This is a genomic window from Leeuwenhoekiella sp. A16 (assembly GCF_047946675.1).
In the GTDB taxonomy this organism is placed as follows: domain Bacteria; phylum Bacteroidota; class Bacteroidia; order Flavobacteriales; family Flavobacteriaceae; genus Leeuwenhoekiella.
In genome coordinates, this window is record NZ_CP172313.1 from 4097566 (window position 1) to 4114511 (window position 16946).

The 16946-nt window shown below is 33.8% G+C and carries 15 protein-coding genes; 11 read left to right on the forward strand and 4 right to left on the reverse strand.

The genetic code is table 11. From position 1 onward, the window contains the following. Positions 1–75 precede the first annotated feature (75 nt). The 5 genes from ACH3O9_RS17850 to ACH3O9_RS17870 all read left to right on the forward strand — a co-directional run bounded on the left by ACH3O9_RS17850 (position 76) and on the right by ACH3O9_RS17870 (position 4030). Positions 76–951, forward strand: a complete 876-nt coding sequence (locus tag ACH3O9_RS17850) for a tyrosine-type recombinase/integrase (protein ID WP_416442712.1) — start codon at positions 76–78, stop codon at positions 949–951. A gap of 121 nt (positions 952–1072) precedes the next feature. Continuing rightward, complete coding sequence (locus ACH3O9_RS17855; protein ID WP_416441762.1) at positions 1073–1846, forward strand: hypothetical protein; 774 nt, start codon at positions 1073–1075, stop codon at positions 1844–1846. Positions 1847–2008: 162 nt separating this feature from the next. Beyond that, a complete protein-coding gene (locus tag ACH3O9_RS17860; protein ID WP_416442714.1) occupies positions 2009–2347 on the forward strand; it encodes a hypothetical protein in 339 nt (112 codons plus the stop codon). After that, complete coding sequence (locus ACH3O9_RS17865) at positions 2344–3264, forward strand: MvdC/MvdD family ATP grasp protein (protein ID WP_416442716.1); 921 nt, start codon at positions 2344–2346, stop codon at positions 3262–3264. Before ACH3O9_RS17860 ends, ACH3O9_RS17865 begins: the two co-directional genes overlap by 4 nt. Beyond that, positions 3257–4030, forward strand: coding sequence for a hypothetical protein (locus tag ACH3O9_RS17870; RefSeq protein WP_416442718.1), 774 nt, complete (start codon positions 3257–3259; stop codon positions 4028–4030). The genes ACH3O9_RS17865 and ACH3O9_RS17870 overlap by 8 nt, the downstream gene beginning before the upstream one ends. Positions 4031–4957: 927 nt before the next feature. On the opposite strand, the gene ACH3O9_RS17875 is transcribed toward ACH3O9_RS17870, so the two are convergent. Then, on the reverse strand, positions 4958–5917 hold the full coding sequence (locus tag ACH3O9_RS17875; RefSeq protein ID WP_416441748.1) for an IS110 family transposase: 960 nt from the start codon (positions 5915–5917) through the stop codon (positions 4958–4960). Positions 5918–6259: 342 nt separating this feature from the next. Here ACH3O9_RS17875 and ACH3O9_RS17880 point away from each other — a divergent pair, with 342 nt between their 5' ends. The 3 genes from ACH3O9_RS17880 to ACH3O9_RS17890 all read left to right on the forward strand — a co-directional run bounded on the left by ACH3O9_RS17880 (position 6260) and on the right by ACH3O9_RS17890 (position 8771). Beyond that, positions 6260–7144, forward strand: coding sequence for a LysR substrate-binding domain-containing protein (locus ACH3O9_RS17880; protein WP_416442720.1), 885 nt, complete (start codon positions 6260–6262; stop codon positions 7142–7144). Between the two features lie 76 nt (positions 7145–7220). Then, complete coding sequence (locus ACH3O9_RS17885; RefSeq protein WP_416442722.1) at positions 7221–8141, forward strand: YeiH family protein; 921 nt, start codon at positions 7221–7223, stop codon at positions 8139–8141. Positions 8142–8297: 156 nt separating this feature from the next. Beyond that, positions 8298–8771: a hypothetical protein gene (locus tag ACH3O9_RS17890; protein WP_416442724.1), complete on the forward strand. Its 474-nt coding sequence runs from the start codon at positions 8298–8300 to the stop codon at positions 8769–8771. A 50-nt stretch (positions 8772–8821) separates the two neighbouring features. On the opposite strand, the gene ACH3O9_RS17895 is transcribed toward ACH3O9_RS17890, so the two are convergent. Beyond that, positions 8822–9781, reverse strand: a complete 960-nt coding sequence (locus ACH3O9_RS17895) for an IS110 family transposase (protein WP_416441748.1) — start codon at positions 9779–9781, stop codon at positions 8822–8824. Between the two features lie 355 nt (positions 9782–10136). Here ACH3O9_RS17895 and ACH3O9_RS17900 point away from each other — a divergent pair, with 355 nt between their 5' ends. Together ACH3O9_RS17900 and ACH3O9_RS17905 are read left to right on the forward strand one after the other, a co-directional pair. Beyond that, on the forward strand, positions 10137–11048 hold the full coding sequence (locus ACH3O9_RS17900; RefSeq protein WP_416442726.1) for a GIY-YIG nuclease family protein: 912 nt from the start codon (positions 10137–10139) through the stop codon (positions 11046–11048). A gap of 152 nt (positions 11049–11200) precedes the next feature. Then, complete coding sequence (locus tag ACH3O9_RS17905) at positions 11201–12061, forward strand: TIR domain-containing protein (RefSeq protein ID WP_416442728.1); 861 nt, start codon at positions 11201–11203, stop codon at positions 12059–12061. A gap of 41 nt (positions 12062–12102) precedes the next feature. Here ACH3O9_RS17905 and ACH3O9_RS17910 read toward each other — a convergent pair whose 3' ends face one another. Together ACH3O9_RS17910 and ACH3O9_RS17915 are read right to left on the reverse strand one after the other, a co-directional pair. Then, positions 12103–13062 (reverse strand): IS110 family transposase, encoded by a 960-nt coding sequence (locus ACH3O9_RS17910; protein ID WP_416441748.1) that lies wholly within the window; start codon positions 13060–13062, stop codon positions 12103–12105. Between the two features lie 1505 nt (positions 13063–14567). Next, positions 14568–15527: an IS110 family transposase gene (locus ACH3O9_RS17915; protein WP_416441748.1), complete on the reverse strand. Its 960-nt coding sequence runs from the start codon at positions 15525–15527 to the stop codon at positions 14568–14570. A gap of 700 nt (positions 15528–16227) precedes the next feature. Between ACH3O9_RS17915 and ACH3O9_RS17920 the strand changes: the two genes are divergently transcribed. Next, positions 16228–16887 carry a hypothetical protein gene (locus tag ACH3O9_RS17920; protein ID WP_416442730.1) on the forward strand — a complete coding sequence of 220 codons (660 nt, stop codon included), beginning with the start codon at positions 16228–16230 and terminating at the stop codon, positions 16885–16887. Positions 16888–16946: the final 59 nt, after the last annotated feature.

Genomic DNA, 16946 nt, shown 5'->3' on the forward strand with positions numbered 1-16946 from the left:
CAAAGAAGTTTCAACAAAATGTGGAATTGGGTTAAGATGGTTAATCAATTTTTCTAACCTTAATCAGGCGGATTCATGCAGACGGAAACACAGGAATATAAGCTTTCGCGAAAGCGGGAAATATATCAACAATTAGATACGTATAAGCGCTGGATGCAGGAAAAGCGGCTGGCATATAACACAATTAAGGTTTATACAGATGTGACTCAGCGGTTTCTGGAGTTTCTGGAAGCTCGTAATGTGCAGGTCATCTCGCCTTTGTGGATACAGCGGTTCAATTTTTTCTATATTATCAATAACAACTATTCTGTATCGTACCAAAATCAATGTATAAGCGGTATAAAAAAGTTTCTTGAATACAAAGGTGCTCCCATGCTGATTGAGGAGTTGCAGCGACCACCAAAACCCAGGCGATTGCCTATAGTGCTGAGTCCTGAGGAGGTGAAAATACTTATTGACCGGATACCTAATAATAAACATAAGGCGCTAATGGCCTTAATTTATTCTGGCGGTTTGCGCATAGGTGAGGCGTTGAGTTTGCAGCTAACAGATATTGACAGCGGGCGTAATCTTATCTTTATTAGGAGTGCTAAGGGGAATAAGGATCGATACACTTTATTATCTGCTAAATTGCTTGAATTGCTGCGCACTTATTACAAGGGTGCGCGGCCACAAAAGTTCTTATTTGAGGGCAGACCTGGCGAACCCTATTCGGCAGCTAGTGCTCGAAAGATCTTAAAAAAGGGTTTATATAAGGCCGGAATATCAAAATCTGGAATTACGCTTCATACGCTTAGGCACAGTTTTGCGACGCATTTACTGGAAAATGGAACAGACTTAAGGTATATTCAGGAATTGCTGGGTCACCAAAGTCCTAAAACAACTATGATCTACACACACGTTACGCGAACCAGCTTAGAACGCATTGTTAATCCTTTTGATGCTTTATGATAGAAGATTTATTAAAACAAAGAAGCACCAAAGGTGCACATATCGTCCTTGTTTAGATAAATAAAAGTATATTTAGTACGCATATAAACAAGTTGGCAATAATACAAAAACAGAAATCTGAATGAAAAATTGGAGTAAAGAAGCAGCTTTAAATTCTCTGAATTTAGCAATTGAGGAAATAGACAATTTGATGACTCTGAAAAGTAATTCAACTGAACATATTAGATGGCTTTCTAATACATTAAGACTTTTAAAAGAGGTGTTCGGACAAAATTCTACATACTACCAAACTTTACATCACTTGAGCTGGCGAGAAACAGGTCAAATGCTGATCCAAAGTTGGGACGTTGAGGGAGCAATTGAGAGAAGACATCATCAAGCATATTTAGGTCAACTTGAAACTGCTAAAGGGTTATTATTAGCTTCAAAAGACCATTTAGAAGCAAGTGAAATAAGTGAAGTCTATAACGGAGATAATACGGCAGAAGAAGCAAGTGACTTAATTCAAATTATAAATTTGGGAGAAAAGAAACTACGAAAACTTATTAGAGAAACACCTACTAAAGAGAAGCAAGTCCAAGATAAATATGAAGATTTGTTAATAGCAAATGATATAAATTATGCAAGAGAATTTCCTCATATTGAATATTCATCAAAACAATATGTTCCAGATTTTAGTATTGAGAAATTGGACCTAGCGATTGAAATTAAACTGTGTAAGAAAGATGAAAAATTATTAATAGCACAAATAAATGACGACATTTTAGCATATAAAACTAAATTTAGAAATTTAATATTCTTGATATATGACATCGGACAAATTAGAGACGTTGATAAATTTAAAGATTCAATTGAACTTCACGAAGATGTTATTGTGCAAATAATTAAAGAATAAAGTACTATTGCCAACACCGTATAAAATTAATTGCTAGTGCTGGTTTACTTACGAAAATCCTCGCGGATTTTCTATTCGGTTAATATTTACTAAGTTTATAGCTACAACCACGCAACTAATCTTATACAAACACGTTGCCAGTAATACGAAAAAACGAAACCTATGAAACCAATAACATTTGAATTTTTAGAGAAACCATCAGAAACTGAATTTAATTATTCCGTTATCGAATATGACAATGAATTAAATTTAAGTGTAGATAAAACTACAAGGTTACCTGCTATTGATTCTCTAAATATGGAAACGGAAACATTTACAAAAACTGGCGGAGAAGCATCAGACTCTGATTCTGATTTTCAAATGGATACTGCTACTCGAACATATACTCAATTGGAGTCTACCGATAGTGACGCAGATATTCATAGTTTAATACAACTTATGGGAACATCAACTCTTACAGAATCTTCCGAAGCTGTGGATTCTGATGAAGATATTAAATGATTCTAATTATAACTCATAAACAGGACTACACAGTCGATTTTGTTGTTAATAAATTAAACAAGAAAGGAATTCTATACAAAAGACTCAATTGTGAAGATTTAATAAATACAAACTACAGTTTCGATTTCAACAATGCTTTTAATTTTTCATTTGACGGAGTAAAAGACTTCCACTCTGTTTGGTTTAGACGTACTAAATTTCCAGAAATAAATGATTTAAAACAAGAAGAGAAACATTACATCCTCACTGAGTATGACTCACTTTTAAAAAATATTTTTGCTATAATAGATGCAAAGTGGTTAAGTGAACCAAAATATGTTTATAATGCAGAAAATAAAGCTCTTCAATTAAAAGTCGCTAAAAAGATAGGTTTTAATATCCCTCAAACTATTATAACAAATAACAAACAAAAAATAAAAGAGTTTTATCTAAATAACAATCAGGATATTATTATAAAACCTTTGGCTCATACAAGAATTAGTTACAATAATGACGTTGCTTTTATTTTTACAAATCCAGTTAGTAAAGAGTTAATTGATTCTATTGACGATTATGATATTAATCCTTGTATATTTCAAGAAAATATACAAAAAGATTATGAAATTCGTGTAACAGTAATTGATAAAAAAGTCTTCGCTTCATCTGTTTTTTCACAATCAAATGAAAACACTAAAAATGATTGGAGAAAAGAAAAACTTGATTTCAACACAGTTCAAATTCCAAAAGAAATCTCTGATAAATGTGTAAGAATTCTACAAGAATTGAACATCAAATTTGGTGCAATAGATTTAATAAAAACACCAAATGACGAATATGTGTTTTTAGAAATAAATCCAAATGGACAGTGGGCTTGGATTGAAATGCAAACAGGACAAGAAATGTCCGATGAAATAATTAAATTTTTAAAAAATGACTAAAATTAAATCATTCTTTCAGTCATTTGGACTTTTTACAAAACTGGAATTTCAAAAACCGTATAATTACATTACATCAGATTACACTAACTCCGAAGAAAAAAAATTAGAGTTACACAAGGTATATTTAAAGGAAATTGAGAATGAAGAAAATGACAGACTAAATGTAATTGAAAATAAAACTTCACTTTTAATTTCTCAAACTGGTCTAATATTTTCTTTATTAAGTTTATTCATTCCTTTCATAATAGATAAAGTTTTAGACTTTGACCTTTATCTAAAAATACTTTTTATCATTGTATTAGCTTTTGCATACTTATTTTACATTCTTACAATAAATAATGCTTTAAAAAACTTTAACGTTAAAAGTTTCAATTACGTAAAAAATTCTCCTAATTCTGTTTTAAGTCAACAGGAACTGAGTGTCAAAAAGTTTTTAAAAATGGAAATTAAAGACTCATTGACAGCAATCAATAATAATATTTCCATTAACAATGTAAAGGCTTCAAATTTAATTTCCGCTTATAACTCATTCAGATTTGGTAATATATTTACATCTGTGTTAGTTTTGTTTTTATGTGCTTCATTATTATTTATAAACCCAAAACCAGAAGAAATAAGAATTGAAAATCCAATTGAAATAAAACAGTTTAAAGAATATATCGAAACTTTAAAAGAACAAAATCTAATATTAAAAGAGGAGTTAAAAACCAAACAAAAAGATACAACTGAAATAAGTACTACTGGCAACAATGTGTATAAGCAATAGCGGGTTTAATGCTAAATTGAAACGAAATGAATATTAATAAAGGTAAGTGTTTAACTGAAAAGTTAGTGGTTTTTAATCCTCTACTGCTCATACACTAGACCGTTATACGTAAATGCTCCGCAAATTAAAACGCAAGCAGAGCGGACAAAACTTGACGGACTTTGATAAGTCTCCTGAATATTTGAAAATCTAGCGGATTTTTAAGCAGCGGACGCGATTTTTGGTACTTGCAAGCGGATTTTTCGATTCCAGAAAATCGGTTAAATCTGGGCAGAAATCGGCCGTTTTTGATGTAAAATCTCTATTTTCTCCAATCACTCGTGTCGCATCTCCGTATAACACTGGCTATAAGCAATTGCTGCGGAATTTTCTATCGAAAATTCTTATCTTTCTCCAAAGGTTTGTGACTAAGCGAAAATCCTAGCGGATTTTTACGCAAATGCGCATAGCCGAGAACCGTTACACGCAAGAGCTTCACAAAATTGAGGTTCGTTACCAACTCCTAAAATCTGGTATTTTACCAGGAAAAATGCTCAAAAATATCTCAAAATCGCACATAATCAGACTGGAAACTGAATGGAAAACTGAATGAAAAATTGCGGATAAAAACTTGGCTTGTGGAGCAAAAAAACGGCCAAATATTGTGGAAAAATAACAACGCAAATCTGAACCGTCAAAAATCAGTATCGCGTAAATCAAACCGGAAACTGAACGGAAGATTGTGGAAAAACTTAAAATGTATCGTGATAAAACAAGGTTATATTTTTTAAAAATCTACAGAAATTGACCTAAAATCTGAATTACAGACAAAAATCTAAGAAACTCATTATGAAAACTAACCTTATCTAACAACGCAAAATAGCCGGAGTTGGGCAAGTGCTCCAGCGTGTAACAATGAACTAAGCTAAAATCCAAGCTTTCTTCTACTTATTTTACCATGTAGTTAGCATCATAGCATAATCCGGATTTAGCTATTGCAAACGCTTGTTTTATCAGCTTGTTACAAACTGCAATCAAAGCCAATTTCTTACTCTTTCCCTTAGACACGATACGATCAAAAAGAGCTTTGCACTGCGCATTGTGAATGTAGGCGGTAAAACTGCACATAAATAGATGGTTACGCACAAGACCGTCGCCTGTTTTACTTATTCGCGACCTTCCCCGTATACTACTTCCAGAGCTACGTTCATTTGGTGCTAATCCCAGATAGGATGATACTTGTTTATAACTTAAAAAATCTTTGAAGTTAGCCGTACTAAGCATCAATAATACTGCTGTCTTTTTACCTATTCCTGGAATAGTCTGGAGTCTTGCGTATAAGGATGGCTCATTCGCTTTTATCAAAGCCTCAACCTCCTGTTCCAACAGCTGACGCTCTTTTTTAAGAGCTCGTAATTGACGCTTTATGGAAGTAATCATCTTGCCTTTAGTCTGCCCACGACTCTCAAATGCGTGCAACTTGTTCTTCAAGGCCGTAGATTGCTTCAAATACATTTGTATTAATGATAGCAATTCTCTGCCGCTCTCTATATACTCAGGGTCTGGTTCCCAATGCTCTAACTCCTGTTCACAGCTGTACCTGTAGATCATCAAAGCATCACTCTTATCGGTCTTTACGCGCTTGAGCTTCATCTGTATATACCTTTTGATAACCAAAGGATTTACAACACTTACACAAATACCCCTGCCATACAAAAACATAGCAAGCTGGTGATGATAACAGCCTGTCGCTTCCATAACACAATGAGAACTCTCCGGAATAGCCTTTAAAAAAACTTTAAAACCTTTCGTATCATTGGAATAACTACTGTGCCCAGTTTGGCTGCAATAAACATCAAAGCAGTCCTTTGAAATATCTATCCCAAAAAATAATGTACTTTTAATCATAGAATAATTAATTTAGAAAAGAACAAGCTACTTGATTTACAACATCCTAAAAACAAGCTCTAAAGGCCTAATGAACTAAAGGTAATTAAGTAGTAAAAGAGCAGGGATTTACATTGTTGACGGAATCTGAAGTTCCTACGGCTATACTAACCTTACTCTGCTCTTTTGTTCTTTTGAATTGATATTGAAATTTAATAGAAACAAACTTAGGATGGCTATAAGCAATTGCTGCGGAATTTTCTATCGAAAATTCTTACCTTTCTGCAAAGGTTTGTGACTAAGCCAAAATCCTAGCGGATTTTTACGCAAAAGCACATAGCCTAAACCGTTGTACACAAGCTGATGAAAACCAAGTTACATATATTCAAAATTGTTGCTAAACATTTAAGCTTCACAAAAGCTGCCGAGCAATTGTATATTTCACAACCTGCTATATCCAAGGCAATTAAAAATTTAGAGCAAGAATATAAAACAACTTTATTTATTCGAAAAAGAAACTCGATAGAAATGACCAAGGAAGGAAAGTCATTTCTTATATACGTTAATAAAATTTTAGCTATCTATTCTGAAATGGACGAACAGTTTCTACATAAGAAAGAAACCTTCCCAAAACTAATAAACTTCGGAGTAAGCACAACCTTGTCTAACTACATTATACCTAAAATAATTGCGAAGTTTAGAGTACAATTTCCTGAAACAAAATTTAACATAATCAGTAATAATTCTGAAAATATTGAAAATTTAATTTTGAATCAGGAAATTGATTTCGGAATTACTGAAGGAAGTATTTCGAATCCAAAATTACAATTTGAAAAATTTATTAAAGATGAAATTGTCCTCGTAACCAATGTTAATAATAATTCTTTTAAAAAAGGAAGTATCGATATCGAAAAGTTGCAAAGAATTCCAATGATTGAACGTGAAAAAGGTTCTGGAACTAAAGTAATTATTAATAAATTTTTATTGGAAAATAATATCAAAAAGCTTAATGTAGCAGTAACTTTAAACAGTACTGAAGCTATTAAAAATTATTTATACAATTCTGATGATTATGCACTTCTTTCAATTAGTGCTATCACTGAAGATTTGTTAAATAATAAACTCAAAATTATAGATATTAAAGATTTAAGTATTGAAAGGTGGTTTTATTTTGTAAAAAGAACAGGTTATCTTTCAAATACCGTGGAATATTTCGAAAAATATATTCGGCTTAACTATAACTTTTAGTTATCTCAAACAACTAATTAATTTGCTTAAAGGTTATTAATTCAATCTACTTTTGTATCAAATAATACTAAATGATATGAAAGAGATTTTTTCAAAAATAGTTTACATCCTTATAATTATTGTTGCCCTTTTAGGCATTATAAACAGTCCAACCGCATTGTTACTTGGTTTTGTATATACACTTATTTTCAATAATCCGTTTAAAGCATACAGTCATAAAGCAATTCATTATTTTCTAAAAATTTCGGTTGTAGGGCTGGGCTTTGGGATGTTTATCAAAGAAACTTTGGAAACAAGTAAAGAGGGATTAAGTTTAACTATATATTCAATATTTTTAACCGTATCGTTAGGTTTGTTGTTAACAAGACTTTTGAAGTTAGATTTAAAACTAGGTCATCTAATTACATCTGGAACAGCAATTTGTGGTGGAAGCGCAATTGCTGCAATTTCCCCAGTAATTAAAGCTAAAAGTAAAACTATAAGTATTGCTTTAGGTATCGTATTTCTATTAAACTCTATCGCGTTGTTTGTGTTTCCTGCAGTCGGCCATTTTCTAAATTTAACACAAGAACAATTTGGCTTATGGTGTGCTATTGCTATACACGATACAAGTTCGGTAGTCGGAGCTGCGCTAGGTTATGGAGACGAAGCCTTGAGAATAGCAACAACAGTAAAACTATCTAGAACTTTGTGGATTATCCCTTTATCAATTTTTTCAATGTTTCTATTCAAAACAAAAGGAGAAAAAATAAAAATTCCTTACTTTATTGTTTTATTTATTATTGCGATTATTATTAATAGTTACCATATTTTACCTGAACCAGCTACTAATTTTATTGTATTAATGGCTAAACGATTATTAATAATAACATTGTTTCTTGTAGGTTCTACCATTTCTATAAAAGATTTGAAATCTACAGGAATGAAACCCATTGTGTTCGCACTAACTTTGTGGATTTTTATTTCAATTTTTTCATTAATATATATATTGAACTAAAGCCAGTGTACAACAACGCATATTCGCAATTGTGGCCATTTCAAATAAAATAGTATTTTTAGAATCTAATAAAGTAAAATCTAAGCGGACAAATTCGATTACCCAATACCACAACTGACGAATATACGAGACCGTTGTAAAACATTAAAGAAAAAAATGACTGATACTATTTTAATAGAAAAACTGGAGTTCTTTAGAAATAGATTCGAATCAGAGGATAATGAAATAAAAAATCAGATACATTATCAATCAGTAATTAATGTAACGACTCAACTTCTCAAAATAGCCAACAAAATACAAACCGAACCTTATAGATTAGCTGGGGTTAATTTTTTTGATCATATAGAAAAAATTGACTTTCCATTAGGCAAATCTGAATCTTTGGAATTATATAAAAATTATATTTTATATACCGGAAGATATTTAATCCGTAAAAAGGATTTTCGAACTGGTGCTGATATTGGTAAATATTTAATTGGTGGAATTCTACTAGATTCTATAGCATACTATTTTACCAGATCAATGTTTAGCTTTTATTTTCCAATATTCACATTGATTTTTGGGCTTTTAGGTTTAAAATCTCGAAGATCTAAGAAAAACAAAATGCAGTATTTTTCAATTGGGTATTAAAAAAACGTTTTACAACAATGAACTAAGCTAAAATCCAAGCTTTCTTCTACTTATTTTACCATGTAGTTAGCATCATAGCATAATCCGGATTTAGCTATTGCAAACGCTTGTTTTATCAGCTTGTTACAAACTGCAATCAAAGCCAATTTCTTACTCTTTCCCTTAGACACGATACGATCAAAAAGAGCTTTGCACTGCGCATTGTGAATGTAGGCGGTAAAACTGCACATAAATAGATGGTTACGCACAAGACCGTCGCCTGTTTTACTTATTCGCGACCTTCCCCGTATACTACTTCCAGAGCTACGTTCATTTGGTGCTAATCCCAGATAGGATGATACTTGTTTATAACTTAAAAAATCTTTGAAGTTAGCCGTACTAAGCATCAATAATACTGCTGTCTTTTTACCTATTCCTGGAATAGTCTGGAGTCTTGCGTATAAGGATGGCTCATTCGCTTTTATCAAAGCCTCAACCTCCTGTTCCAACAGCTGACGCTCTTTTTTAAGAGCTCGTAATTGACGCTTTATGGAAGTAATCATCTTGCCTTTAGTCTGCCCACGACTCTCAAATGCGTGCAACTTGTTCTTCAAGGCCGTAGATTGCTTCAAATACATTTGTATTAATGATAGCAATTCTCTGCCGCTCTCTATATACTCAGGGTCTGGTTCCCAATGCTCTAACTCCTGTTCACAGCTGTACCTGTAGATCATCAAAGCATCACTCTTATCGGTCTTTACGCGCTTGAGCTTCATCTGTATATACCTTTTGATAACCAAAGGATTTACAACACTTACACAAATACCCCTGCCATACAAAAACATAGCAAGCTGGTGATGATAACAGCCTGTCGCTTCCATAACACAATGAGAACTCTCCGGAATAGCCTTTAAAAAAACTTTAAAACCTTTCGTATCATTGGAATAACTACTGTGCCCAGTTTGGCTGCAATAAACATCAAAGCAGTCCTTTGAAATATCTATCCCAAAAAATAATGTACTTTTAATCATAGAATAATTAATTTAGAAAAGAACAAGCTACTTGATTTACAACATCCTAAAAACAAGCTCTAAAGGCCTAATGAACTAAAGGTAATTAAGTAGTAAAAGAGCAGGGATTTACATTGTTGACGGAATCTGAAGTTCCTACGGCTATACTAACCTTACTCTGCTCTTTTGTTCTTTTGAATTGATATTGAAATTTAATAGAAACAAACTTAGGATGGCTATAAGCCATAGCTTCTTCCCTGCCCTTTTGGAAAATCCTACGGATTTTCTCTCGCCGGTTTCTTTTTGCTATCTTAGTTTACAAAACCACGCTACGGACACATAGCCTAAACCGTTGCCAGCAATTATAACCCAACCAATGATATTAGGAAAGAGCATTAGAATATATTTGAAAGAAGGAAGTGTAACTGGAATTAAATTTGCCGAACTCGTTAATCATACGATTCAATCTCTTTCGTGTCCCAGAACAAAGATTTCAGATTTAAACAAACATTTTTCTATTGCCATTAATACACAGGGCGTGTATTTTTTAATTGGCTATGAGCAAGACACATTAAAGCCTATGGTTTATATTGGTGAAGCAGAGAATGTATGGGACAGATTAAAAAATCACGACTTGAAAAAAGACTTTTGGAACGAGGTTGTACTTTTCACCAGTAAAGATGAAAATCTAACTAAATCGCATATTAAATATCTAGAAAGCCGGTTAGTTGAAATTGCAAAATCGACAGAAAGATATAGACTGAAAAACGGGAATAGTCCAAATCTCAATAGACTTCCTCTGCCCGACCGAGATGCAATGGAAGAATTCTTAATCAATATTAAATTACTAACAGGAACTCTTGGTCATAAATTCTTAGAAAATCCTATCTCAATTAAAAATATTCCAGAATCGGCAGAAACAATTGACAACACTGATGAGAAATCTATGTCAGCTAAAAAAGATGAATTAGAACTCAGTTTAAACGTTGGCGAAATAAATGCAAAAGCTATACAAACAAATGAAGGTTTGGTTGTACTAGAAAATTCAGAGGTCTCTGATAATCCAACAAAAAATTACGGATATGGAGCTCTAAGAGAGTCTCTAATAGAAGAAGGGATAATTGCAAGGAACACAAATGGTAAATTCTATTTCTCAAAAAAGCATCTATTTTCCAGCCCATCAGCAGCAGCAGCAGTAATTCTAGGATATTCTGTAAATGGGAGAAATGTTTGGAAAAATGATATTGGTAAATCGATCAAAGAAATTGAAAAAAGCGAAATTGAATAACAGCTGGCAACAATGCATAACAGAAATGGCGGCGAAGAGACGATTTCAAAAATCGCTGTTTATTAGCAAAAATCGGGTCAAAACTTGAAAAAATCGGTAATTTAACTCCACCACTTCGGTTATGCGAGACCGTTAGGGCTAATTAAAAAAAAATGAAAATATTTATCGACCATTTTCCAGATCAAGACTATTTTGTTTCAAATCTTGCTCGTCAAATCAAAAAATTAAATAGAGAAGTAACTGTAACTACTTTTCTTGATATCCGTGAAAGTGGAGCTAATCCAGAAGATAAAATGGAGATAGAAACAATGAGAAAATCTGACATTTTTATTCCAATTATCACATCTCAATATCTTTTGAATAGTCCAGAAGAAATGGAGCAAGAATATTACATATTATCTGATGATGAAAACAAGACAATATTTCCAATAATTTATAATGATGCAAATTGGTCTTCTAAAAACTGGATTGTAAAGAGTAAGACGTTTCCTTCCAATAATAAAACCTTTGTAGAACTCAATAAAAATGAACAAGCTAAAGTTATAAATGATTTAGTTCGAACTATCGAAAATATATTATCAAAGGAAGCAAAGCAGGAACTTCAAATACCAACAAAAATAAAGAAAGTTAAAAATCAAATCTTTATTTCCCATTGTCATAGTGATGCAGATTTTGCAGAATTACTAAAATTGCATCTTGAGAAAAATAATATTGACTGTTGGATGGATAATGAAAGATTAAAAATTGGTCAGGATTGGAGAGAAGAAATAGATACAGGTATTTCAAATTCTAAAGCTGTAATAGCTATAATGAGTCCAGAAGCAAGAAAATCTGAATATGTAACATACGAATGGGCTTTCGCTTGGGGTAAAGGAATTAAAATTTTTCCGATAATGCTTAATCAAACATCTCTTCATCCTAGGTTAGAATCTTTACAATATATGGATTTCACTAACAGAGTAACTAGACCATATCAGGAATTAGTGACAAGGATTAACGAAATAAACAACTAGCCCTAACAATGAACTAAGCTAAAATCCAAGCTTTCTTCTACTTATTTTACCATGTAGTTAGCATCATAGCATAATCCGGATTTAGCTATTGCAAACGCTTGTTTTATCAGCTTGTTACAAACTGCAATCAAAGCCAATTTCTTACTCTTTCCCTTAGACACGATACGATCAAAAAGAGCTTTGCACTGCGCATTGTGAATGTAGGCGGTAAAACTGCACATAAATAGATGGTTACGCACAAGACCGTCGCCTGTTTTACTTATTCGCGACCTTCCCCGTATACTACTTCCAGAGCTACGTTCATTTGGTGCTAATCCCAGATAGGATGATACTTGTTTATAACTTAAAAAATCTTTGAAGTTAGCCGTACTAAGCATCAATAATACTGCTGTCTTTTTACCTATTCCTGGAATAGTCTGGAGTCTTGCGTATAAGGATGGCTCATTCGCTTTTATCAAAGCCTCAACCTCCTGTTCCAACAGCTGACGCTCTTTTTTAAGAGCTCGTAATTGACGCTTTATGGAAGTAATCATCTTGCCTTTAGTCTGCCCACGACTCTCAAATGCGTGCAACTTGTTCTTCAAGGCCGTAGATTGCTTCAAATACATTTGTATTAATGATAGCAATTCTCTGCCGCTCTCTATATACTCAGGGTCTGGTTCCCAATGCTCTAACTCCTGTTCACAGCTGTACCTGTAGATCATCAAAGCATCACTCTTATCGGTCTTTACGCGCTTGAGCTTCATCTGTATATACCTTTTGATAACCAAAGGATTTACAACACTTACACAAATACCCCTGCCATACAAAAACATAGCAAGCTGGTGATGATAACAGCCTGTCGCTTCCATAACACAATGAGAACTCTCCGGAATAGCCTTTAAAAAAACTTTAAAACCTTTCGTATCATTGGAATAACTACTGTGCCCAGTTTGGCTGCAATAAACATCAAAGCAGTCCTTTGAAATATCTATCCCAAAAAATAATGTACTTTTAATCATAGAATAATTAATTTAGAAAAGAACAAGCTACTTGATTTACAACATCCTAAAAACAAGCTCTAAAGGCCTAATGAACTAAAGGTAATTAAGTAGTAAAAGAGCAGGGATTTACATTGTTGACGGAATCTGAAGTTCCTACGGCTATACTAACCTTACTCTGCTCTTTTGTTCTTTTGAATTGATATTGAAATTTAATAGAAACAAACTTAGGATGGCTATAAGTAATTGCTTGCTCTCGCCTACTTTTGAAAATTCTTTCATATTTTCAATTTGTTGCGTACTTGCAAAGTTTTGTGCTTACCCACGCAACTACTCATAGCCGTAACCGTTATACGTAAATGCTCCGCAAATTAAACCGCAAGCAGAGCGGACAAAACTTGACGGACTTTGACAAAGCTCCTGAATATTTGAAAATCCAAGCGGATTTTTAAGCAGCGGACGCGATTTTTGGTACTTGCAGGCGGGTTTTTCGATTCCAGGAAATCGGTGAAATCTGGGCAAAAATCGATGGTTTTTAGTGTAAAATCTCTTTTTTCTCCAAGCACTCGTGTCGCATCTCCGTATAACACTGGCTATAAGCAATTGCTTCGGAATTTTCTATCGAAAATTCCTATCTTTCTGCAAAGGTTTGTGACTAAGCGAAAATCCTAGCGGATTTTTACGCAAATGCGTATAGCCGAGAACCGTTATACGTAAATGCTCCGCAAATTAAAACGCAAGCAGAGCGGACAAAACTTGGCGGACTTTTAAAAAGCTCCTGAATGTTTGAAAATCTAAGCGGATTTTAAAGCAGCGGACGCAATTTTTGGTACTTGCAGGTGGGTTTTTCGACTCCAGAAAATCGGTGAAATCTGGGCAAAAATCGATGGTTTTTGGTGTAAAATCTCTTTTTTCTCCAATCACTCGTGTCGCATCTCCGTATAACACTGGCTATAAGCAATTGCTTCGGAATTTTCTATCGAAAATTCCTATCTTTCTGCAAAGGTTTGTGACTAAGCGAAAATCCTAGCGGATTTTTACGCAAATGCGCATAGCCGAGAACCGTTAAACACAAGAACTTCATAAAGATTTAAGTTCGTTATCAACCTCTAAAATCAGGCATTTTACCACAAAAATCGCACGATAATATCTCAAAATTGGACTAAAATTGACTGGAAACTTTATGGAAAATAGCAGATAAATACCTGGCTTGTGGAGCATAAAGGCGGCCAAATAATGTGGAAAATCAATATTGCCAATCTGAACCTCAAAAATCTGTAGATAGTAAATCAGACCGGAAACTGAACGGAAGATTATTGAAAAAACTAGAGAACTATTCTGTACAAAAGCGAACTGGAAACTCAAAAAATCCGCTAAAAATGCCCCAAAATCGGAATGGTAGAAGAAACCATAAAAGGTATTTAAAAAAGTAGCGGACTTATCTACACAGAATGCACAATGCTGGAGTTGGGCAAGTGTTCCAGTGTTTAACAATGAACTAAGCTAAAATCCAAGCTTTCTTCTACTTATTTTACCATGTAGTTAGCATCATAGCATAATCCGGATTTAGCTATTGCAAACGCTTGTTTTATCAGCTTGTTACAAACTGCAATCAAAGCCAATTTCTTACTCTTTCCCTTAGACACGATACGATCAAAAAGAGCTTTGCACTGCGCATTGTGAATGTAGGCGGTAAAACTGCACATAAATAGATGGTTACGCACAAGACCGTCGCCTGTTTTACTTATTCGCGACCTTCCCCGTATACTACTTCCAGAGCTACGTTCATTTGGTGCTAATCCCAGATAGGATGATACTTGTTTATAACTTAAAAAATCTTTGAAGTTAGCCGTACTAAGCATCAATAATACTGCTGTCTTTTTACCTATTCCTGGAATAGTCTGGAGTCTTGCGTATAAGGATGGCTCATTCGCTTTTATCAAAGCCTCAACCTCCTGTTCCAACAGCTGACGCTCTTTTTTAAGAGCTCGTAATTGACGCTTTATGGAAGTAATCATCTTGCCTTTAGTCTGCCCACGACTCTCAAATGCGTGCAACTTGTTCTTCAAGGCCGTAGATTGCTTCAAATACATTTGTATTAATGATAGCAATTCTCTGCCGCTCTCTATATACTCAGGGTCTGGTTCCCAATGCTCTAACTCCTGTTCACAGCTGTACCTGTAGATCATCAAAGCATCACTCTTATCGGTCTTTACGCGCTTGAGCTTCATCTGTATATACCTTTTGATAACCAAAGGATTTACAACACTTACACAAATACCCCTGCCATACAAAAACATAGCAAGCTGGTGATGATAACAGCCTGTCGCTTCCATAACACAATGAGAACTCTCCGGAATAGCCTTTAAAAAAACTTTAAAACCTTTCGTATCATTGGAATAACTACTGTGCCCAGTTTGGCTGCAATAAACATCAAAGCAGTCCTTTGAAATATCTATCCCAAAAAATAATGTACTTTTAATCATAGAATAATTAATTTAGAAAAGAACAAGCTACTTGATTTACAACATCCTAAAAACAAGCTCTAAAGGCCTAATGAACTAAAGGTAATTAAGTAGTAAAAGAGCAGGGATTTACATTGTTGACGGAATCTGAAGTTCCTACGGCTATACTAACCTTACTCTGCTCTTTTGTTCTTTTGAATTGATATTGAAATTTAATAGAAACAAACTTAGGATGGCTATAAGCCATAGCTTCTTCCTTTCCCTTTTGGAAAATCCTACGGATTTTCTCCCGTCAGTTTCTTTTTGCTACCTTAGTTAACAAAACCACGCTACGGCGCATAGCCTAAACCGTTATACGTAAATGCTCCGCAAATTAAAACGCAATCAGAGCGGACAAAACTTGACGGACTTTGACAAGGCTTCTGAATATTTGAAAATCTAAGCGGATTTTTAAGCAGCGGACGCGATTTTTGGTACTTGCAGGTGGGTTTTTCGACTCCAGAAAATCGGTGAAATCTGGGCAAAAATCGGTGGTTTTTGGTGTAAAATGCCTTTTTTCTCCAATCACTCGTGTCGCATCTCCGTATAACACTGGCTATAAGCAATTGCTGCGGAATTTTCTATCGAAAATTCCTATCTTTCTGCAAAGGTTTGTGACTAAGCGAAAATCCTAGCGGATTTTTACGCAAATGCGCATAGCCGAGAACCGTTGGCAATAATTATGAAAAAACCGCAAAATCCGAATGAAAAACTCGAAACTGTAATTAAAAATTCAGAATTACCTGAATTGGCGAAAGATTATGCCGAATTAGCAATCGACGGAATTATGGACGATGGAGTACTTAAAGACATTCCGCTTGTAGGAACCGTTATTGGAGTAATGAAATTTGGGAACTCTGTAAACAAGCATTTATTTGCAAAAAAATTATACAAGTTTCTATTTCAGCTTCATACTATTCCGTTAGAAAAAAGAATTAAAAAGATTGACGAAATAAATTCTTCAAAAAAATATCAAAGTAGTGTTGGCGAAATGACATTTGAACTTTTAGAGAAAATTGAAAGTGATGGAAAACCTGAAATAATTGGAAAACTATTCAAAGCAGTTGTTGAAGAAAAAATAGATTATCAAACTTATTTGAGACTTGCTCATATTGTCAAAAGATTATTTTACTATGATTTGGTCTGGCTTAAAGATAATTCAAATGGATTGAGAGTAAACGGAAATATAAATGATGATTTACAAACTACAGGACTTATCAAGCAGGATATGGTAAATATCTATGAAAAAGTCAAGGAAATTAATAAGGATAGAAAACCAGATGTAAATGACAGAAGTTTGACTTATTTAGGTGATATTTTAATAAGCATCGGAATGAAATAACTATTGCCAACATTGTATAACAGAAATGGTGGCTAAGAGACGATTGCAAAAATCGCTGT